The organism is Sinorhizobium sp. CB7 (genome assembly GCF_041357635.1).
In the GTDB taxonomy this organism is placed as follows: Bacteria; Pseudomonadota; Alphaproteobacteria; order Rhizobiales; family Rhizobiaceae; genus Rhizobium.
In genome coordinates this window covers 316,310-336,563 of sequence record NZ_JAULLL010000003.1, presented here as the reverse complement: position 1 = coordinate 336,563, position 20,254 = coordinate 316,310, and the positions used below count along the sequence as shown (strand labels likewise).

Here is a 20,254-nt window from a genome sequence, read left to right as displayed (position 1 = left end):
AAGGCTTTTGCGGAGTTCACCGGCAAAACGCAAAGCGCCAGTCACATCAAGCCGCTTCACTGGTACGTCGCCTGCCGCCTTGTTATCGAAGGCGGTTTCAATCCGGACGACATCACGCCTCGACCTCCCTTCCGCGTCGAGCGAAGGGCTGGGCGCTCTCCGATCTTGCATTACGATCCGGCCCTAGCCGACGGTCGCGAACGCACCGTCCTTGGCGGCTTGAAGACAAAGAACGTCGACATTGTTGTCACGCGCGAAGGCGTTGGACCGGTCCTTGCCATTTCGTGCAAAGGCGTGACCGGAGCTTTCCGCAACTTGACGAATCGCATGGAAGAAACGATCGGCGAGTGCACCAATCTCCACATTACCTATCCAGCTTTGGTGCTTGGCTATTTTGTCCTGCTTCGTGCCAACCGCCAGAGCGAACAGGCCCTGGAACAGGCTGCCGAGATCGTTAGCGAATCTGCGGATCCTTCACCGTCTGGCAAGATCCTGGCTGCGAATGACATTGCGATCGCGATCGGTGGAGAACCAGTTGCAGGAATCGTGCGGTTTCACAATGCGCTCAGGGAATTGGTGGGCCGGCGCGGAATCCGTGATGACGTGAGCCGCTACGAAGCGATCGGATTTGGTCTGGTCGAAATGGATGGACCAGGCCGGAATGGACTGTTCGAATCCTTTCCTGACCACGAAAGCCCGCTGTTGTTGGCGGGATTTTTCAAGACCCTGTATCTGCGCTACGATGAACGCTTCGTCACGAGTGCACCAGATCTCAGTCGGGTGACGCGGCGTCTTGAGTGGGATCCAAACTCACCTGGCTTCAACGCGATCGAATTGTTGGAGTATGGGGCAAGAACATCGGAATGACCTTTCTCTCGGCCTTTTGTTGGTCGCGTTCAATCCTAAGGCTGCCGCGCATGACGCAGACATCCACGCTGGCTTAAACGAAGCTTCTTGAACGAGATGAAACGACAGGCTCCAGAAGTGAGCCACTGATGATAATTTTGACGTCCGCACGACAGCACCCCTTCGCGGCGGATCTATGCGGAGACGGGCGCCCGCCCGCTCTGTGTTGTCAGGACGTCGAACCAAAATCGGTTAGTAACCTGTCCCTTCTGCTTTTGGTAGTGTCTAAAGCGGCGATGACTTGTCGGATTAAGTTCTGATCGACGACTGTACTCTTCATAACTGCAGACTTTCTTGAACTAGTACTTTCGAGCGATAGTCTAGCTCTTGCATGAAATCCAACTTTAAGTACATTAGCATGCAGCCTTAGGGTGTGCCTGAGCGACGATCGAGGTGCAGATCATGTCATTCGTTCGCCGAAATGTATGGAACCTGCCGCCAAACGACGAAACCTTGCTGTGGTACAGCAGGGCCATAGGCAAACTTCAGGAGCGGGAACTGTCTGACCCCACGAGCTGGTGGTCACTCGCCGCCATGCACGGTATTGATGAAGAGGTTTGGCGGGAGTTTGGCTACATCCCCGACGGAACGCTGTTGCCGAACAGCCAGCAGCTGCGGACGCTCTGGAATCAATGCCAGCATCTTACGTGGTTCTTTCTGCCGTGGCATCGAGGTTACCTGGCAGCATTTGAGGCGATCGTCCGCGATGCGATCGCCAAGGTGGGAGGGCCGTCCGACTGGGCGCTGCCTTACTGGGACTACTCCAGCGATACGCGAAGCCTGGAGCTTCCGCGGGCGTTCGCGCAGGCTAACTGGCCAGATGGGAGTCGAAACTTCCTCCATGTGACCCGCAGGTATGGATCCGCCGAGGTTCCCAACGTTCAGATGCCGTTGGTCCTCGATCGAAGGTTGGTGCCGATTGGTCCGGCGCTCGGCGAGAGGTTCTTTGAAGGTACGCCCGGGGAAGGACCTGCCGGTTTTGGCGGGGTCAGGACGCCCTTTTGGCACGGCGATGAAGGCGAAAGCAAGTTCGGTGGCTTGGAACAACAACCGCATGGACCGGTGCATGTCTGGGTCGGTGGAGGGTTCAAGGGCAATGGCCTCAGCCAGGATCGGTTCGAGCTCGGTCTCATGACTAATCCCGACACGGCGGCGCTTGATCCGGTCTTCTGGTTGCACCACGCAAATATCGACCGCCTGTGGAAGGTCTGGTTACGGCAGGTACGCCGACCGAATGATGGGCCTGACGTCTTTGCCGATCCGACCGACCCTGATTGGTTGAACGGGCCGAGAGACCGGCAGTTCATTATGCCGGCAATTGATGGTACATTTTATACGTTCAGGCCGCAGGACGTGCTGGATACCGAAGCGCCGAAACTCGGATATCTCTATGATGATGATACGCAGGTTGCAGAAGCGACAGACCGGGTGGCGGTCCGTTTCGAAAGACTAGGCGTTTCGCCCCAGGTCGCATCCCAGCTTTCAGGGGGCCTTCAAGTGGCACCACCAAAATCTCCAGCCCTTGTGGGCGCAAATAGCTCGGTTGTACGCCTCAACAGCGATGTCGTTGAAACCAAGGTCAAACTGGACACCGCCGAACGGCAAAGACTTTCCCAAAAACTGTCCGTCGCCCCTGGCATTGCACGTGAGCCGGACCGGGTGTTTCTCAACCTGGAAAACGTCAAAAGCCCGAGCGACGCGGCGATATTCTACGTTTACGTCAATCTTCCCGACGACGTCGATCCAGAGGACGGCGCCGAGCATCTGGCCGGTTCGTTCTCCATGTTCGGCGTCAGCAAAGCAAGCGATCCCACCGCCTCTTCCGGTAATGGCGTGACCGCGTCCTTTGATATCACCAGCATCATCGACGCCAAACACGCAGCTTCGGGCCTGGAGGACGAGCTATCGGTGAAGTTGGTGGCTGCCGTTCCGGGGGCCACGAGCGACGATATCTCCATAGGGCGCATAAGCATCTATCGACAGGAACAGTAAGATGCGGGCGGTCTCCGTCGCATGGTTCGTGCTATTGCGACTGCCACGACCGATCCTTATTATGACGGCAGCTGGCTGGATCCTCATGGCAGCTTCGGCGGTTGTTCCCGCCATGCCCGACCTCTGCCTGTCGACCACGACTTTCGAGCAACAGATCATCGTGAGAGCGGAAGCGACTTTCGCATCCGCGGATCTCGTTCTCGTCGCAGGTTCGTGGCTGGCAATGCTCATCGCGATGATGCCGCCCCTGTTATCGGCGCCATTGCTGCATGTTTGGCGAGAAAGCCTGGGCCGCCGTCGATGGCGCGCGATAGGGTTGTTTCTATGCGCCTACATATTCATCTGGATGGTGGCTGGCGGGCTCCTGATCCCAACGGCGGTACTGGTACAATCCCTGCTGTTGGAGATCGGCGTCGATTCGATCGTGGTTGCGGCTTTCATAGCACTGTCGTGGCAAGTCACCCCTTGGAAGCAGCTTTCTCTCAACCGCTGCCACAGACGGCCAACCCTGGCTGCTTTCGGGCTTGATGCCGAACTGGATGCTCTTCGTTTTGGCTTCATGCGTGCCCTCTGGTGTGTCGGCACATGCTGGGCATTGATGCTTTGCACGCTTCTTAGCAGCGGCTTGCTCCAGTGGGGCGTCATGGCAATTACCATGTCCGTCTCTCTGTTCGAACGCAGTCGTGAACCACGAGCGCCTGGATGGTTCTCCGCTCTCCGGCACTTTTCGCACAGCATTTCTCTAGGTCACTTTCCAATCGCTCGAGGGGCGTCATGATTGTCAGCATTCCAGTCTATGATGAAGTAGACCTTTTGGACGTAGCCGGCCCGCACGAAGTGCTGAAGTGGGTGCCGGACCTCAAGATCAGGCTGGTAGCCGGCTCAGTGGATATGCCGATCGTAACACGAGACGGTTTTCGATTTCTCGCCACCCATTCTTTCGACGATGATACCTCCGTTGATGTGCTCTGGGTTCCGGGAGGAAATCCGGGCGCCATGGCACCTATCATGAACCGCCGCGGCGACGGGCGCTACTTGGATTACTCATTCGGACAGCCGAAAAGGCGCAATGGGTCTGCTCGGTCTGCGAGGGAGCACTTCTGCTGGCGGCGGCCAGTCTGCTCGACGGATATGAGGCCACGACGCATTGGAACTTCCATGCCTGAAGGCCTTCGAGAAGGTGAAGGTCGTCTGCGGATTCCCGCGTTTTCACCTCGACCGTAATCGCCTCACGGCGGGTGGAATCTCATCCGGTCTCGATGAGTCGCTGGAACTTGTCCGACTGCTCAAAGGCGACAACGTCGCTCGCGAGGTCCAAAAGGTTCTGCAGTATTATCCTGTGCCTCCGTATCCGAGCAACCTGCAGGAGCCACCGCAATGCATGTTTGATTTCAGCTGAAAAGCAACGTGGGAGGTAGATGATGACAATTTCCGAACTTGCAGGGAGATGGACCTACCGCAGCTTCCACAACGACCCGGATCCCGTCGATGGTGATCCTCAAAAGGCTCTCGATCTCTTCTTCGCGGAAGCCGAGTTCCACTTTGAAACGGTATCCGATACCGAGTTCAGCGGTGTAATCGACTGGAAAAGCGGCGGCCTGGACATGGCGGGCAGATTGAAGCCTGGTTCACCGGAGACCCCCGTTGCCTTCTCGATAGTCGGAACGGGCCGGGTGGGGAGCCAGACAGAAGGTTGGCAGTACGATTACAACGGCTGCGTGGCCTACCGCTGGCCAAATGGCACAAATCAGATCGCTTCGCTCGTCGGAACGGTGATCAGAACAAAGCCGCACAATGGGGCGCCGGCTGGTTACACTGCTTCGTTCATTGCCGTGAAAAGATCCTGAGCGACGAAAGCCAAGAACTATCCTACCGGCAAGGAAATGGCCGCCATGGACGTTGACGCGGAGTTCGCGCCCCACGAGGAGTTCTGGTCGTCGCTGACCTCCAGTGAGTTCACGCGGCGCATTGTGCCAGGAATAGCAACGGCGGTCAGAATTCTAATCCCCGGCAATTCTGCGGGTTCGGCACTTATCTGGGCGTTGAAAGGGGAAGGAAAGTTCACCGGAACGCCTTCGGCATGCCTGGAGGCGGGCCGTTCATGACGGATGATCAGAGAGATCGCCGCCTGGATCGATGCGGTTTGTCCCGAGGGCGATCCGCTTGTCGCCGCCGACCGGAAAGAAAGGTGCTGCGCTCCGAGCTGATGATAAAACGTGGTCTGTTCGAAACAGCCACAGGCATCAGGAAGAGGAAGCGCAGCCATGAAACATTACGCCGGCCTCGACGTCTCTGTCAAAGAAGCGAGTGTTTGTATTGTCGATGCAAGTGGAAAGACCGGCCGGGAGAAAAAGGTAGTGTCTCACCCGGAGGACTTGGTTGCCATCCTGAGTGATCCCGCGTTCAGCTTGGAACGCGTAGGCCTGAGGCCGAGCCAATGTCTCAATGGCTTTTCGAAGGACTGACAAAGGCCGGCTTTCCAGTATTCTGCATCGAGACGCGCCACACGAAGGCTTTCTTAAAGGCGTCGCAAATGAACAAGAGTGACCGCAACGATGCGCGCATTGCATTTCCCGCGGGAGCCGGTCTTGTCGGCTCGAAGTGTCAATCTGGCAGTTGCCGATGCGATGCGGGTTCCCCTTGAAGCGGCCAAGCCCCTAGTAAATCCGTTGGCTCCAAAAGACTGTGAGGATGATGCCTGACAGGATGCGTTGGCAAGAGTCTTTAGAATTTTGAATTCGCTCGTGCGCAAGCCATGACCTATGAATGGTTGGCGCCAGAACCACCCTCGGTCGGAGGAAAGTTAGATTTCCTGGGGTTCCGACTTGATTCGGGTGATTTTCGGCTCGCGGGACGCCGGCCAACGCTTCAACATTAGAGGCGGGCGAGTTTATTGCGCCAGCGTCTATCTATGGTAGATTGGATGACGGTGGGAAGGGGCGAAATTGTCGAAAATCTCGGGTCCGTCATAATAACAAAGCGGCGAAATCCGATCGACCGTTGAACCCAAACGTAGGCGCCGAACACACTGTTTTAAGCAACTTTGGCAATATGGACGCACTCCTATGGCTCTATCTAGCAGTCAGTGCACACCTTATCTGTCCGTTTCGCTTTATAGGGCTACTGGCGCCGCCGAGCCGGCCGCCGCTGATCTTCTTGCTGCGATCCAAAACATTTCAAGGGAGGCCGCAGACAAGAAGGGTCTGGAGAGGCCGAGCTATCACACGCCCGACGATCCCGACCTTGAACGTGAAGGGACAACCATCGCATGGACCCATTATGTCGAGAAACGACCCCCGAGCTGGTATAACGGTGAAGGACTGATGGACGTGCTCCACCATGTCACAGTGGTGGCAAAGCGCGGGCAACTCTACGCCCTCTTATTCTCCGACAACGGCCTTCGAAGCGCCGTTGCGAAGAAAATTGCAAACGCGGCAGCCGGAACACTTTCGACGATCAAGCGCCTCTCGAGCACACAGATCAACAAGGCGTTCGTCGAAAGCCAGGTGCGTACACTCTGGCTAAGCGGAACACATCGGCGAACAACCACCAAGCCGGACTCCAAAATCCTCTCCGGCCTCGAACTTGAGACCTCGCTCGACCCGCTCGGCGACCAAACCTATTATTTTAGCTCGGTCCGCAGCACCATGTCGTTGTCGGATCAATTAAAGAGTTCCGTCGTTGGCGCGAGTCCTTCCGGAAGTCGGATCTGGATTGGCCCGACGAGATCCTGGGACGAGTTCACTCACACCGTCAATCTTGTTCTTGCCCGGGCTCATGATTGCATGGACGCCGCCGGGCGTCCGGATAAGCCGCTGCCAATTCTCGCCTCTGCCCTGACCGGTCTGACGGGTATCCAGCAACCCTATGACATCGCGCTTATCGTCCCGGAACAGGTGAATGATGGAACTCAGGACAATACGGAAGAGGACGTTCGATGGCTTCAGCAATTCGGTGACGCAGCCCGTTTTGAGGTTACCCCGAAGCCTGGAAGTCCCAATTTCACCGCAGATGTCTCTTGGGCAGACGCCCTAGTTGGACGGTTGTCCTACGAATTTGAGGAGACGGTGACGTCGGAGGTCCGGCTAAAGACAAACAAGGTGGAGGGCTTTGATGGCGACGACCGAGACGCAGCGATCCTGAAAATCTGCAAGGATCCAGAGAACCTCACTATCTATTTCGATACCGGGCACACATTCTCCCGCGGCCAGTTCTACGAAACCAGGTTTCGGGATGCCAGATTTTCAGAATGGCAATGGGTGAAGATGGCGACCGACGACACCGAGTTTTGGCAGGAGAAGCCGCTCGTTGGCAAGCGGTTCGCAGTCGAGAACATTGCAAACGCCGCTGACAAATCACTCTTCGGCATGGTCGCAAGACATTGGCCGAACGTCCAGCCTCGGGGCAAGCCGTCAGGATGGTTGGTTTGCGACGATGGATCGATGGAGTCGGCTGATTTCATTCATATCAACGATACAGGCGATCCGCCTGAACTGACGCTGATCCATGTAAAGGGAAGTGGCTCCAAAACGACCGAACGGGGACTGTCGGTCTCCGACTATGAAGTTGTGGTTGGACAGGCGATCAAGAATCTCCGGCACATCGACAGGGGTTTGCTGCGAGCAAAGCTCGTCGCCAACGCTGACGGAGTGCTCAAGGACGCCGTTTGGCACGACGGTGATAGGCAAAAGAATCGAGACAAACTGCTTGCAGTGCTGGACGGCCTCGGATCCAACCTGAAAAAGAAGGTGGTCGTGATGCAGCCGAGCGTGCGTCATTCAGTGTTCAACGACGTCCGCGGTAAAATGGGCGACGGCGGCCAGGCGGATGTTCGGCGGATGCAGCAACTCGACGCATTGCTTCTTGGCGCTCGTGCCGATTGCTTTTCGTTGGGGGCGGAGTTTCTCGTTATCGCGGACGGCGATGACCTTTAGCTACCTGCGACAATGCGATTGGCCATTCGCTTCGGCTTACTCGATGCGATCTAGCAGCTGGGAACGGCACCCCTTTTAAGTTGAAACTAATCAACAATACCACTCGCCGTATTACGCAATATTTGATATTATCTTTTCATTGATGCGAGGGGGCTGTCATGGGGGACGCTCAATATCCCGCACCGCCGATGCGGCGGCTGCGGGTCTATGCATTCGATCCACAGGCTTCCACACGGCTGGATACGGCCGGCGTCAATGTGGCGACGATCAAACTGCCTTGGGAGCAAAGTTGGGAAGAGCAACTTCAGCCCGGGCCGGTCAACGATTATCTCGAAGTCATCGATGTCGACCCGGTCAGCGGGCAGTTCTACGAACCGGTCGATCTCAACCATGCTCATCTTCTGGCCCAGGATGGTCTGGCGCCGTCGGAAGGAGATCCCCGATTTCACCAGCAGATGGTCTTCGCCGTGGCGATGAAGACCATTAAGACCTTCGAGCGGGCGCTCGGCAGGCGCGTCTTCTGGGCCCCGCGTTTCGTACCGAAATCACAGCGAACGGGATCAAGCGAACCCTACGAGCCTGTCGCGAAACTCAGAATCTATCCGCACGCGCTCAGGGAGCCGAATGCCTATTACAGCCGTGAGAAAAAGGCACTGCTTTTCGGCTATTTCCAGTCAACTGCACAAAGCGCCGGTGCGAGCTGGGTCTTCACAGCTCTCTCCCACGACATCATCGTGCACGAAGTCACGCACGCGATCCTCGATGGCCTGCATCGGCGTTTCGCCGAACCGACAAGCGTCGACAGTCTTGCCTTTCATGAGGCCTTCGCCGACATCGTTGCCCTGTTCTCCCACTTCACCCTGGAAGAAGCGGTGGAGGCGCAGATCGCAAAGCAGGGGGGAAAGCTCGACAATCGCTCGCTACTCAGCGGACTTGCCCGCCAGTTCGGGACGGCAACGGGGCGTGACGGCGCGCTTCGCGAAGCCATTGATACGCCCGTCGGCGGCGAGCCGGCAATGCTGAGCGAGGACATGACGGAGCCGCACGAGCGCGGTGCGATTCTCGTTGCCGCTGTGTTCGAAGCCTTTCTTTCGATCTACGACAAAAGAACTTCGGATCTCTTCCGCATCGCCGGGATCAGACCCGGGATTCAGCCTGTGCATGACCTTCATCCGGATCTCGTTGCGCGCCTGACGCGTGAAGCGAGCAAAGCGGCCGAGCACGTCATGCGCATGTGTATCCGTGCCCTCGATTACCTACCTCCGGTGGATATACGCTTTGGCGATTTTCTTAGGGCCATCATAACCGCCGACCATGACCTCGTCCCTGATGACGTCATGGGCTATCGTCTCGCCGTAATCGAAGGCTTCAGGCGGCGTGGAATCGTTCCTGACCATTGCCTGTCGCTTGCTCCGGATAGTCTTCTCTGGGAAGCGCCGGCTCACCGGCTGACGGCCGACTACGACGATCTTGACCTTGATCTCGAGCCAAAATTCAGTCGCGCCGAAGCGCTTGAGACCGCGGATAAAAATGCTGAGATGGTGCATGCCTGGATCACGGGTTCGGAGACGTTTCGCGACACCGAGGATAAGCCGTGGCAAGAAGTTTGTGGCGTCGTGTTTCGCCGCGGGCTCCATGACGAGGACGATCTGGAGACAATCCTCAGGCGTCCGAAGAAGGCCAAGACCGACTATCCGCCGGTCGAGATACATTCCGTCCGGACGACGAGGCGCACCGGACCGGACGGCCAGGATCTGCGCCAGCTGATCATCGAAATCGCCCAGCAGCGTCGTGGATTTCTGGATGAAGCTCGTCAGAAGCAACAGGATGGGCCAGTCTCGGGCGTGGTCGCGCCCGGCGACTTTGCCTTTCGCGGCGGCGCAACTCTGATTTTCGACCTGCGTGAAGGTCACCTGCGCTACGCGATACGCAAGCGCATCTCCGATAATGTGCGACTAGGGCAGCAGCGCAATTTCCTTCTGAACCACCGCTTCGGTGGTCTTGCCTTCGCATACGGCCTTCGGGATGCGTCTGATCACGCCGACAGCGAAGAGCCTTTCGCCTTTGTCCATAGAGGGTGCTGAGATGGCTGTTCTGAAATCACTCACTATCAGAATGTATCGTGGCATTCTCGGCGATTGCTTCCTTATTCGCCCGACCGTGAAGGGCGGGACCGGCGATATTACGAAAACCATCCTGATCGATTGCGGCGTTCTTCAAAACGTCGTTTCAGGTGGTGACGCGATCAGTAAGCTCAGTGAGGCTGTCGTGAAGGAAGTCGGCCGAGACCGGCTCGCGGCGGTGATCGCCGGCCCAAATCAGATATCGGCGATCGCGAAAAACGTCCTTAAAGAGGTGAATGGCCGGATCGATCTGCTAGTCATCACGCACGAGCACTTCGATCATCTGTCCGGCTTTGCCGCCGAGAAGACTGGCTTTCTTTCCAGCGATCTTACGATTGACCGGCTTTGGCTGGCCTGGACGGAAAACCCGAAGGATGCGCAAGCCAATGCGTTGCGCGCGCGCTTTCGCCAGGCGAGACAGGCCCTCGCGGCGGCGGTATCCTTGGCCGCCGCGCTCGGCGTCGCCGCTCCGGCACCTCTCCAAAATGCCGCAGCTCTCGCAGCCTTTTCCGGGCCGCTCGACGCGCCAGGCCTCGCTGCCAGCGGGCAGATGAGCACGGCCGACATCATCAAGATGCTGAAGGATAAAGTCGGGGTCGAGGCGACGTCCTATCTCGAGCCTGGGCAGGTCATCGACCTTTCCGATTTTGGTCTCACGGCCTACGTGCTCGGACCTCCACGACTGGAGGCACTGCTCAGGAAGGACAGTCCTTCAGCCGGACCGACGAAAGAAGTCTACCTGACGCAATTGGATTCGGCAGCGGCGGCGGAAAGCGCCGCCAGGGCACAGTTGGCCCTGCATGCGGCACCAAATCACACCGAGACTACCGGTGATGCGACACCCTTTGCCCGAATGCATCACCGGCCCCTCAAGCCAAAAACCACCCGCGGAAAAAAGATGGATACCGGCCCCATTGTGCAGAACCTCTACAACGATCCGGCAGCAGGGTGGCGTCAAATCGACAGCGACTGGACCGGGTCGATCGAAGCGCTGGCGCTGAAAATGGATTCCGATACCAACAACACCAGCCTGGCACTGGCTTTTGAGCTGCCCGACAGACAGGTGCTGCTGTTCCCGGGCGATGCCCAGGTCGGCAACTGGGTGTCGTGGAACAATCAGACCTATCCGCCAGTCCGCAAGAGCGATTCTGATCGCGCGCCGGTTACGGCCGAGGATTTGTTAAGGCGCGTGACCTTCTACAAGGCCGGCCATCACGGCAGCCACAATTCCACTCTGAAGGCGCTCGGACTTGAACGGATGACTGATCCGAGACTGTCAGCCGCCATTCCGGTCGTCGAAGCCGTGGCGGCCATCCAAGGCAAGGGGCGGACAGAGGCCGGCAAGGGGTGGAAAATGCCCTATGGACCGATGTATGAGGACTTGAAAAGCAAAACCCGGGGGCGGATCGTCAAAGGCGACGGGGATCCGCCGACCGAAAAGCTGGCTTTCACGACAAATCCGACAGACCCCAAGAATCCGGTATCGATCGACCATGGCGATCTCTGGGTCGAGCTGACCTACCGGGTCGAAGCAACCGGCTGACAGGATGAGCTGCATCTGAAATGCACTTTGCGAGCGCTGCAAGCGCCAAATGCCTGTCAATGGTCACGAGGACTTGAAGACAAAGCCGGGGGGAGTTCATGAACGAAGTGACGCAGATTGATCCGGAAAGGCCGGTCTCTCGCAATCTCGTCGTTTGCTGTGACGGCACCTCCAATCAATTTACCGAGGACCGAACCAACGTCGCGAAGCTCTGCCAACTCCTCGTGAAGGACCGCGACCGCCAGCTGGTCTACTATCACCCGGGTGTCGGCACCAAAGCGCCACCAGGATTTGTAACTGGCGTGGGTAGCAAACTCGCCAAGATCGCAGGGCTTGCCTTCGGTTACGGCCTCAAGCGTGACATAGCTGATGCTTACATCTTTATCATGGCGCACTATAAGCCCGGGGACCGGCTGTTCATCTTTGGCTTCAGCCGCGGTGCCTACACCGCACGGGCTCTTGCTGCTCTCATCAAGATGTATGGACTCCTCATGCCAGGCAATGATGCCTTGGTGCCTTATCTCGTTGATATGTTTTGGGCGATCGAGAAGGCGCGCAATAATGAACAACGCCGTCGAGCCTATTTCCAACTCGCCGCCGACTTCAAGCAGACGCTTGCAACGCAAGATTGCAAGCCGCACTTCGTTGGCGTCTGGGATACCGTGAGCTCCGTCGGCTGGATTGGTTCGCCTACTGCCCTGCCTTACACGCACGATAACCCTGATATTGCAATCCTGCGCCACGCCCTTGCACTTGACGAGAGGCGCGCCTTTTTCAGGACCAACCGAGCGGCGACGCCCGAAGGTCGCAACGTGAGGCAGATATGGTTTGCCGGTGTGCATTGCGACGTGGGCGGCGGCTATAAAGAGGACGAGAGCGGCCTGTCGCGCGTAGCGCTGGCTTGGATGCTGGAGGAAGCCGAGGAGAATGGCCTGATTTGTGACGATGACGCCAAGAAGTGGCTCCTTGAACGGATCGCGGCGGACGCCGATCATAACGACCTGCCAATTCACGAATCTCTCACGTGGAAGTGGTGGGGTGCCGAGTTTGTCCCGAAGCGCCGTTTCGATAGTTTGACCGGCCGCAAAGGCTGGCGCTTCAACGTCTTCCGGCGCCGGGATCCTGGCCCGAACCCAATCGTCCATGACAGTGCTTGGATGCTCAGGAATTATAAATTGCCTGAGGGCGCGGTCCAAGCATCTAAGATATGGCCACACAAGTAGAGAGGGGTTTCCATGTCGGCAGCAGAGTTTCAGACCATGCTCGATGGTCTCGCAAGGGTGGCAGCAGACAGGTCGGCGACCATGTTTCATAAGAAATATCTTGGGCAGTGGCCCGACGAGGAAAATGTCACTAGTGGGCTGTTGTCAGCTCTACAGACTATCCTCGATATGCAGGGAGAATCGAGGCTCAATGGCCTGCCTCGAAGGTTTGAACTTCGCGCAAAGCTGACGCGCAAGAAAGAGGAAAGTGAAAACGGCGCCGATGCTCTGGTTCGCTTCCGCTGCAATGAACAAGAATGGACGATCAATACGATGATCCTGATCCAGGCGAAGCGGCAGGAGCCCGGCGAAGGACTGCGCCGGGCGGATCACGATAGATTGCTTTCGCAGGTCGACAAGATGCTAGGCCACTCGGCAGAAGCCTCCGTCATGGTCTATTCGGCACGCGATGGCATCTGCCTCTTCCCAGCCGTCGTTGCGCGTTCTCTGGGTTCAAATGACCTCTTCGAATCGAGCGCGATCACTTGGGCGGACTTTCTTTCAGGGATCTTTTGTGGCGCTATGGGGATCCGGTTACCAGCAGGTTGCCGGGCGGCGGCTTGGATTGGGACCCCGCGTTTGAACTCATCATCGAATTGGCCACGCACGATACGGCACCGGCTGGAATGACGATGGCGGGTTGAATGCAGCAGTTTCGGCGATCCGGCGCAGCAAGGTTGCTCCACATCTCAGGAGAATGAAGGCTGCCCTCGTTTGCTGTATACTGATTGGCCGAAAATCGCAGAATGCTGCCATTGACGGCGCCCGATGGCAAAACGGCAGCATTGCTTAACCATGCAGCGAAAGGAACCCTAAAAGCGAGGAAAGCCGGTGTTGCGGAACCTGTCAGCTGGTGCCGACGGTCGACAGCTTCGTATCGAACCATGGGATCGACTGATGAGGAGGGACTACAGACTTCACGAGCTTGATAGCGACGAATTCGAGACTCTCGTTGTTCGAATCTGTACCCGGTGGTTCGGCAACGGCGTCACACCTTTCGCACTTGGAAAGGATGGCGGAAGAGACGGAAAGTTCCTCGGTACTGCGCTTTGCTTTCCTAGTGCTGCTGCTCCATTGACCGGGCACGTGGTTATTCAGGCAAAGCATGTAAAGTCTGCTGACAAGTCGTGCTCGGATCGCGATTTTATTGCCTTACTCAAAAAAGAGCATGACAAGGTCAGGCGTCTCGTCGAGCTCAAAATCTGCGATCACTATGTGGTCTTCACAAACCGTAAATACACCGCGAGCGCCGATGAGACGCTTGTTAGAGATCTGCTCACGCTCGGTCTGAAAACAGCGACGATTATTGGTGTGGAGCGCCTGTCGCTTGCAATTGATGACTATCCGGACATCAGGGACGATCTGCCCAATCAAAAAGTCTCGAATCCCGACCTGAGAAAGCTTCAGACCACGGTGGCGGAGATTTTGGCGCGGGTCTCGTCCGGAGAGAGATCGCTGATCGAAAATACACCGGAAAATGCCCTTCGTCGGCAAATCGCTTATTTGGTGGGAGGTAGCCCAAACGCAACGATTGCCGAACTCGCGGACGAGACGGCGGCCTTCGCCGCTCGCTACAAACAACTCCAAGAGGAGATCAGTGCCCTTCGCGTTTCCGACAGTGAGTCTAAAAAGCTGGTCATCGAAGCGCAAACCGCATTGGAGCGAGGCGATATTGGGCAGGCCAGACGCGCTTTCGCAAAGGCAATTGAACGCCAGCAGGAGGCCATCAAAGAGCCTTTAACCGAGCTTGCTGACGTCTATTTCAGTTATGGTCAAGCGAGTCTGTTGGACAACGATTGGAGGGCAGCGAGTGCGGCTTTCCTCAAATGCGCCGATATCGCATCTTTGACCGACAAAACACATGGTCTGGCTGTCAAGCTCCATTTTGCAAATGAACTAATCCGCTTTAGTGAATGTCATGTCGACCACGCGCCGCTGCGCCAGGCAATTGCGCTGTCGGAGGAAATTCTTGCCGCATCCAGCCCGGCCGAGCACGGTGTAACTTTTGCTTTCAAAGCGCTGGCGGCCGTGCAGCGCGGCTACGTTGCTCTATCCCGCCGCGTACCCTCCAGGGTCGCTCAAGACGGCCTTCGCTCGGCTATCGCTCTTTGCCGCAAATTCCTGGCTTTGGACTGCGCGTGTCTTCCGCAGGTTGAGCGTCTGCAATTCACGATCGATCTTGCCAGCGCACTCACGCAATATGGTGAACGCGATCATGGTCGCGCAGGCAGCAAGGCGCTGATAGAAGCGGCCCAATTGCTAGAATACGTCGCAGCGAAGAACGGAGGCCTCAGCAAGACAACAGAGTCGGCGGTTCACCATGGTCGAGGTTGCGCTCTCAAGTTGTTGGCAGAACGATCGAAAGGCCCGGCAGCGACAAAGCATTTTCGAGCCGCAGTCGTATCCTTCGAAAAGGCGATTGATATGCTTGAGGCCGGAAGCGAGGCTTGGTGCGTCGCGAAATCCAACCTCGGCATCGTCTTATGGGCGCATGCCGGAAAATTAGACGACGACCAGGCACTGCCAATGCTCGAGAAAGCGCGTGCTTTTCACCTCGCTGCAATCGATTCCACCGACAAAGGGCTGAACCGTCCTCAATGGGCATGGATGAAACATAATCTTGCGGCCACGCGTTCTGACATCGGCGAAAGGCTCAGTCCGAATGCTTCATCCCTACTTCAAGACGCTCATGCCGACATACTGGACGCGATTGCAATTTACGCAGAAGAGGGAAACTCAGTTCAATTAATAGAAGCGCATCTTGTCAAGGCCTACATATCGGCGTTTCGAGCGTTCAATACACCCTCGTCCCGTGCCTTGTCCGCCATCCGAACCGAAGAAAGCATGCTGCGCAGTTTTCTGGGAAAAATCGATGATGACGCCTTTTTCTCCGACAATCTTCGCGACTCAATCACCGAGTTGCAAGCCATCCACACCACAGTGAAGCAATTGTTGGAACCCGATTGTAGCAAGGACGCCATCGATGTTGCGAAGGATGTGCTCGCTGCAGTCCGAAAAGACCTGCGCTCCATGCCGCCTTACTTCAAACGGCTGATGCTAAAATGGCCACGTCGGAACAACGAGAACCAAACGATTGCAAGGTAACATCTTTCGTTTCGCTAAACCGTCCGAATACGATCCGATGAAGCTCGGCTTCGTCGTGACCACAGAGTGCAATCTGCCGAACTGTCTCGTCGACACGACGCGCACCGGCGACGGAAAGCGGTGGCCACCTGTGGGGTACTGACCTGGCCGACCCCGATCGCATGGCGCTTCTGGAACACCTGAAAACCTACTGAGTCCCCCAACGGCGCCCCAAGGGCTCGGCCAGCACGCAGGGCGGCGGCCGGTTTCACCGGAGTGATCGCTCCTGCCGCCGGCTTCACGTAGGTGCGCGAGCGATCGTTTCCCGCATGGGCGGAGACTTCAGGCTCCGTGCCGAAGGCATAGAGCGCGGTCGCATGGCGACGCGCCAAGCCATTATCCTGCCCTCAGTTACGGACCTGCAAACAGCCGCTGGTCAACGGTATCATCCCATCCACGGTGGCCTGATCTCGGAGGCTCCTTCACCTTTCCGCCACTCTGCCAAGAGAAGAGGCTCGGCCGTGCAGCTGCTGAGACGGACGGGACCGAGCCTCCCCACGGACCGCTATGGGAAAGCATAGCGATCGCGCCCGCTCATTCAGGCATGCGAAAACTGGCCTTTCAAATTCAACGCTCAGGTAAGGATAACGACCGGTAAATTTCCCCGGGCGATATCCCGTGGGAGCCACAGCGCGCAGATCGCTTCTGTCCAGCGACAAAAATCGGTGAGCCGCTTGTGCACGTCTCTCCGCCTCAGCAGTGAGCGGGTTGAGATGACATCCAAAACTGGCTATCTGCCGGTCCGTCCAGTTCGCGAACAATAAGGTCATGGCGGTATGATTCCAGCTTTCCTCGTCACGCATTCCGGCGGCTTTCATGCCGACGAAGTGTTGTCCAGCGTCCTCCTCACGCGACTTTTCCCAGAAGCGCGACTGCTTCGAAGCAGGGCGCCGGAATGGACCACCGCCGGCGCCGATCGCATCGTCTACGATGTCGGCGGTGCCTATGATGCCGATGCCGGAATTTTCGATCATCATCAGCGCGGAGCACCGCAGCGCGACGATGGCCGGCCTTACAGTTCGTTCGGGTTGATCTGGAAACATTTCGGCCGCGACTATCTCGCCGCCCTCTCTGTACCGGACGCCTACATCGAACCCGTGCATGCTGCCTTCGATGTGAGCTTCGTGCTGCCGGTCGACCTGGTCGACAATGGTGCGCTCAGCCCCGACAGCGCCGGGCTGCTGGCCGGACTGACGCTGCCGTCTTTGCTCGAAACACTGAAACCTGTGTTCGATGATGCGCATCCGGAGGCGACCGATCGGGCATTCCACGCTGCGATGGCGATCGCCCGCAGTTTCGTCGAAGCGAAAATTGGCGGAATCCATGCCAAGCTGCGCGCAGAAGCGCTGGTGCTGCGGGCCATCGGCTCTGTCGGAGCGGGTCGCGTTCTCGAACTGCCGATGGGCATGCCGTTTCGGCCGGCTATCGTCAAGGCGGGTGCCGATCATCTCCTGTTCGTGGTCCATCCGCGGGAGAACGATTGGTGCCTGACCGGAATTCGTCGCGCGGAGGAGGGGTTCGAACTGCGCGCGGATCTTCCCGCCGCCTGGGCGGGGCTGAGTGGCCGCGACCTTGAGGTAGTTACCGGGGTCGAAGGCGCCAGCTTTTGCCATAACGGCCGTTTTATCGCAGTCGCCAGAACGCGAGAGGCCGCACTTGCGCTGGCCGATCTGGCGGTCAAAGACACAGAGAGACGAGTTGGCTGAGGACCGCATCGTGGCCTGGCTTGCTCGCCCATCGTCGGCGAGCGAGCATGCGTCAGTGATGGCCGTGATCGGACGCAGAGTGACATTTACAGACAGTTCTGTTGGAATGGCGTCAGTTGGATGAAATCTGCTCACGTAATGAACGCGGCAATCCGTCCATGTAACAATCCAGCGAAAACAATCCGCCTAGACGACCGGACGCCGTGGTCATCTTTGAGTAACCTCGTGCGCAGAGGCCGTCGGGAGGACGGACCGGCCATCAGGGCGACGAAATGAGACCCCAGCTCCTTGCCAGGAGTTCATCGTACCCCGGATGGGCCCGGATGCCAGCCAGATCGTCGTCATTCCTGACCAGATCAACCATGTCCTCCGAGCTGCGCTGGACATAGGCTTCGAGAAATCGGAACGCGGTCTCCTGGTCGCCGATGACGGAATATACCGCCGCGGCATTGTAGTTTGTGATCGGATCGTCGGGATCGAGTATCAAGGCGCGCTTGATCCACGAGACGGCTTCCTGGAATTTGCCGAGGTGATAGAGCGCCACAGCACCCCGGGACAAAGGTGCGGGGTTGTCGGGTTGAAGGACTGCCGCGTGTTCCGCCAGTTCGAGAGCGAGTTGAGCCCATTTGAGCTTTTCGGGATTGGCTTTGTCGATTGCGGCGAGAACGAAATATGGGCCGAGGTAGTCGTCCCTCCGCAGCTGCGCCGCCTCGACGAATTGCGCCATGGCGACGTCGCGTTGTCCCTGTGTCCAGGCAAGGAAACCCGCAAACAACCGCGCTTCAAAACAGGTCGGGTCGATGGCCAGGGCTTCCGCATAAGCGGTCCAGGCATCGTCTATGCGGCCGGATTTCTGGAAAGCCAGGGCGCGGGCCACATGCGCCTCCGCAAGGTTTGCATCGAACGCAAGCGCCTTTTCCGCCATGGCGAGAATTGAGCCCGGGGTTTCCTTGCTGGCGAACCATTCCAGCAGAAAACAATCGCACAGGGCAATGGCCGAATGCGCGCGTGCGAAGGTCGGATCGAGTTCGGTCGCCCGGGTGAACATCCGGCGAGCGACCAGTAGATAAGCCTTCGTCCAATGGCGCGCCAGTTGCCATCCGTGCCGGTAGTAGGTGTAGGCCTCCATACTATCGGTTCGGGACAGTTGTATGGAGCGCCGTTCCTGAGGCAGGAGTTTGATTTCGAGGTGTCTTACGATCGCTTCGGTAATCTCATCCTGAATGGCAAAGACGTCGTTCAGATATCGATCGAAGCGATCCGCCCATAGGATTGCGCCCGAATGCGCGTCGACAAGCTGGGATGACACGCGTAGACGATCCCCCACCAATCGAATGCTGCCGTCCACGACGTAGCGGACGCCGAGCGCGCCGGCGACCTCTGCCACCGACCGCGAAACGTTCGGCTCGACAGGTCGGGCGAGCCTCGAGACGACCATCAGTTGTCGACTTCGTGTCAGCGCCATCGCAATGTCCTCGGTCAATCCTTCCGCGAACCAATGGTGTTCGCGGTCGCTCGCCAGCGGCCGGAAGGACAGGATAGCTATGGAAGGCTTCTCCGATTGCGGCGAAGGAAGCTCGCTTCGACACCGGATCTGCCCTTCGTCCACGATATAGCCGCGTCGCGGCACCGTCCTGATAAGACCCTCAGCTTCCGCGCCCAGGGCTGCGCGCACATCCTTCAGGCACTGGCTGAGAGAATCGTCCGTGACAATAGAGTTCGGCCAGATCGCGCCGATCAGCTCTTCCTTGTCTATGACCCTGCCAGGATTCTCTATCAGATACACCAGAAGCGCCAACGATTTCGGACGTATTGTGATGTCGCTGCCGCCACGCTGAAGCCGTCGACGGCCGAGATCGAGTAGGTGGCCTCTGAATTCGTAGATCAGCGCGGGCTTCATCGACCTCCCCTGATCAGTCGGTGCGAACATCTTCCTGAATTAGCCGCCTTGGCCACCAGGTCCGGTATTGTGGCCGCGCTCGGCCGCATCGACCGGGATCGCCATTTCGATATCTCTCTGCACATCATGGGCGACGTGAAAGGCTGTCAATCCTTTCACAGCAAATCGCGATTGCCTATAGAAGGCAATCGCGCGAGCGTTTTTTTCGAACACGGTCAGCCGCAATTTGACCGCTCCGCGCCGACGGCATTCGCTTCGGGCCTCATCGAGCAGCCGGCCGGCCAGGCCGGTCCCCCTGCATTCCCTTTCGTTATAGAGGCGCCGTAAGAGCACGTCTGTTGTCATACAACCAACCTGCTTGTTGTTCACGATTGCCCTTCCGAACGGCGAAGCTCAACACGCAAGCACGAAAATACAGTTAGTCATCCAAGCGATGGTAAGTAAATTCGATTTCCTTACCCAGATGAAAGTCCCGGGAGAGATGGTCGGTCCTGACACGGCACGGCTTGCGGTAGAGGCCAATATCGTTCAGGTGCTCGTCGCTCAACATGGAAAGCGCCTGGATAGTCTTTCTATCCCACCGACGCAACTCCAGGTCCACGCCATCGGGGGGCTCGATTGCAATCGCTCGTCTCAGGAACCGGTGCATGACCTGAATTATGGCCGCCGCTGACATTGGCCGGTCGGTGCGAATATCTGCCATCGCTCTCTCCGCTGGTTTGTGAAGATGAGCAAGGCTCCCAT

General features: G+C 57.6%; 16 protein-coding genes and 1 pseudogene. 14 read left to right on the top strand and 3 right to left on the bottom strand.

The window, feature by feature from the left end; translation table 11 throughout:
• Positions 1-165: 165 nt before the first annotated feature.
• The 14 genes and pseudogenes from AAE029_RS08660 to AAE029_RS08595 all read left to right on the top strand — a co-directional run bounded on the left by AAE029_RS08660 (position 166) and on the right by AAE029_RS08595 (position 17,610).
• On the top strand, positions 166-867 hold the full coding sequence (locus tag AAE029_RS08660) for a hypothetical protein (protein WP_371072413.1): 702 nt from the start codon (positions 166-168) through the stop codon (positions 865-867).
• A gap of 441 nt (positions 868-1,308) precedes the next feature.
• A complete protein-coding gene (locus AAE029_RS08655; protein ID WP_371072412.1) occupies positions 1,309-2,898 on the top strand; it encodes a tyrosinase family protein in 1,590 nt (529 codons plus the stop codon).
• A gap of 1 nt (position 2,899) precedes the next feature.
• The gene (locus AAE029_RS08650; RefSeq protein WP_371072411.1) at positions 2,900-3,676 is read left to right on the top strand and encodes a DUF2182 domain-containing protein; all 777 of its coding nucleotides are present in this window, start codon (positions 2,900-2,902) and stop codon (positions 3,674-3,676) included.
• Positions 3,677-3,866: 190 nt separating this feature from the next.
• A complete protein-coding gene (locus AAE029_RS08645) occupies positions 3,867-4,064 on the top strand; it encodes a DJ-1/PfpI family protein (RefSeq protein ID WP_371072503.1) in 198 nt (65 codons plus the stop codon).
• A gap of 252 nt (positions 4,065-4,316) precedes the next feature.
• Positions 4,317-4,745 carry a hypothetical protein gene (locus AAE029_RS08640; RefSeq protein ID WP_371072410.1) on the top strand — a complete coding sequence of 143 codons (429 nt, stop codon included), beginning with the start codon at positions 4,317-4,319 and terminating at the stop codon, positions 4,743-4,745.
• Positions 4,746-4,790: 45 nt separating this feature from the next.
• Positions 4,791-5,003, top strand: coding sequence for a hypothetical protein (locus AAE029_RS08635; RefSeq protein WP_371072409.1), 213 nt, complete (start codon positions 4,791-4,793; stop codon positions 5,001-5,003).
• Positions 5,004-5,162: 159 nt separating this feature from the next.
• Positions 5,163-5,461: pseudogene (locus AAE029_RS08630) on the top strand (transposase); the annotation flags it as partial.
• Positions 5,462-5,963: 502 nt separating this feature from the next.
• On the top strand, positions 5,964-7,832 hold the full coding sequence (locus AAE029_RS08625) for a hypothetical protein (RefSeq protein ID WP_371072408.1): 1,869 nt from the start codon (positions 5,964-5,966) through the stop codon (positions 7,830-7,832).
• 158 nt (positions 7,833-7,990) lie between these two features.
• Entirely contained in the window at positions 7,991-9,916 is a 1,926-nt protein-coding gene (locus AAE029_RS08620) for a hypothetical protein (protein ID WP_371072407.1), read from the top strand.
• A 1-nt stretch (position 9,917) separates the two neighbouring features.
• Entirely contained in the window at positions 9,918-11,498 is a 1,581-nt protein-coding gene (locus AAE029_RS08615; protein WP_371072406.1) for a hypothetical protein, read from the top strand.
• Positions 11,499-11,596: 98 nt separating this feature from the next.
• On the top strand, positions 11,597-12,721 hold the full coding sequence (locus AAE029_RS08610) for a DUF2235 domain-containing protein (RefSeq protein WP_371072405.1): 1,125 nt from the start codon (positions 11,597-11,599) through the stop codon (positions 12,719-12,721).
• 12 nt (positions 12,722-12,733) lie between these two features.
• Entirely contained in the window at positions 12,734-13,390 is a 657-nt protein-coding gene (locus AAE029_RS08605; RefSeq protein WP_371072404.1) for a hypothetical protein, read from the top strand.
• 267 nt (positions 13,391-13,657) lie between these two features.
• Entirely contained in the window at positions 13,658-15,865 is a 2,208-nt protein-coding gene (locus tag AAE029_RS08600) for a hypothetical protein (protein ID WP_371072403.1), read from the top strand.
• 815 nt (positions 15,866-16,680) lie between these two features.
• Positions 16,681-17,610: an MYG1 family protein gene (locus AAE029_RS08595; protein ID WP_371072402.1), complete on the top strand. Its 930-nt coding sequence runs from the start codon at positions 16,681-16,683 to the stop codon at positions 17,608-17,610.
• 259 nt (positions 17,611-17,869) lie between these two features.
• Here AAE029_RS08595 and AAE029_RS08590 read toward each other — a convergent pair whose 3' ends face one another.
• From AAE029_RS08590 to AAE029_RS08580, 3 genes are read right to left on the bottom strand one after another with little or no spacing between them, the layout of a single operon-like run.
• Entirely contained in the window at positions 17,870-19,510 is a 1,641-nt protein-coding gene (locus tag AAE029_RS08590; protein WP_371072401.1) for a winged helix-turn-helix domain-containing protein, read from the bottom strand.
• A gap of 39 nt (positions 19,511-19,549) precedes the next feature.
• Complete coding sequence (locus tag AAE029_RS08585) at positions 19,550-19,879, bottom strand: GNAT family N-acetyltransferase (protein ID WP_371072400.1); 330 nt, start codon at positions 19,877-19,879, stop codon at positions 19,550-19,552.
• A 49-nt stretch (positions 19,880-19,928) separates the two neighbouring features.
• On the bottom strand, positions 19,929-20,213 hold the full coding sequence (locus AAE029_RS08580; protein ID WP_371072399.1) for a hypothetical protein: 285 nt from the start codon (positions 20,211-20,213) through the stop codon (positions 19,929-19,931).
• Positions 20,214-20,254: the final 41 nt, after the last annotated feature.

Coding starts and splice junctions, on each gene's coding strand:
- AAE029_RS08655 (WP_371072412.1), top strand. CDS start 1,309: ATGTCATTCGTTCGCCGAAATGTATGGAACCTGCCGCCAAACGACGAA.
- AAE029_RS08650 (WP_371072411.1), top strand. CDS start 2,900: ATGCGGGCGGTCTCCGTCGCATGGTTCGTGCTATTGCGACTGCCACGA.
- AAE029_RS08640 (WP_371072410.1), top strand. CDS start 4,317: ATGATGACAATTTCCGAACTTGCAGGGAGATGGACCTACCGCAGCTTC.
- AAE029_RS08635 (WP_371072409.1), top strand. CDS start 4,791: ATGGACGTTGACGCGGAGTTCGCGCCCCACGAGGAGTTCTGGTCGTCG.
- AAE029_RS08625 (WP_371072408.1), top strand. CDS start 5,964: ATGGCTCTATCTAGCAGTCAGTGCACACCTTATCTGTCCGTTTCGCTT.
- AAE029_RS08620 (WP_371072407.1), top strand. CDS start 7,991: ATGGGGGACGCTCAATATCCCGCACCGCCGATGCGGCGGCTGCGGGTC.
- AAE029_RS08615 (WP_371072406.1), top strand. CDS start 9,918: ATGGCTGTTCTGAAATCACTCACTATCAGAATGTATCGTGGCATTCTC.
- AAE029_RS08610 (WP_371072405.1), top strand. CDS start 11,597: ATGAACGAAGTGACGCAGATTGATCCGGAAAGGCCGGTCTCTCGCAAT.
- AAE029_RS08605 (WP_371072404.1), top strand. CDS start 12,734: ATGTCGGCAGCAGAGTTTCAGACCATGCTCGATGGTCTCGCAAGGGTG.
- AAE029_RS08600 (WP_371072403.1), top strand. CDS start 13,658: ATGAGGAGGGACTACAGACTTCACGAGCTTGATAGCGACGAATTCGAG.
- AAE029_RS08595 (WP_371072402.1), top strand. CDS start 16,681: ATGATTCCAGCTTTCCTCGTCACGCATTCCGGCGGCTTTCATGCCGAC.
- AAE029_RS08590 (WP_371072401.1), bottom strand. CDS start 19,510: ATGAAGCCCGCGCTGATCTACGAATTCAGAGGCCACCTACTCGATCTC.
- AAE029_RS08580 (WP_371072399.1), bottom strand. CDS start 20,213: ATGGCAGATATTCGCACCGACCGGCCAATGTCAGCGGCGGCCATAATT.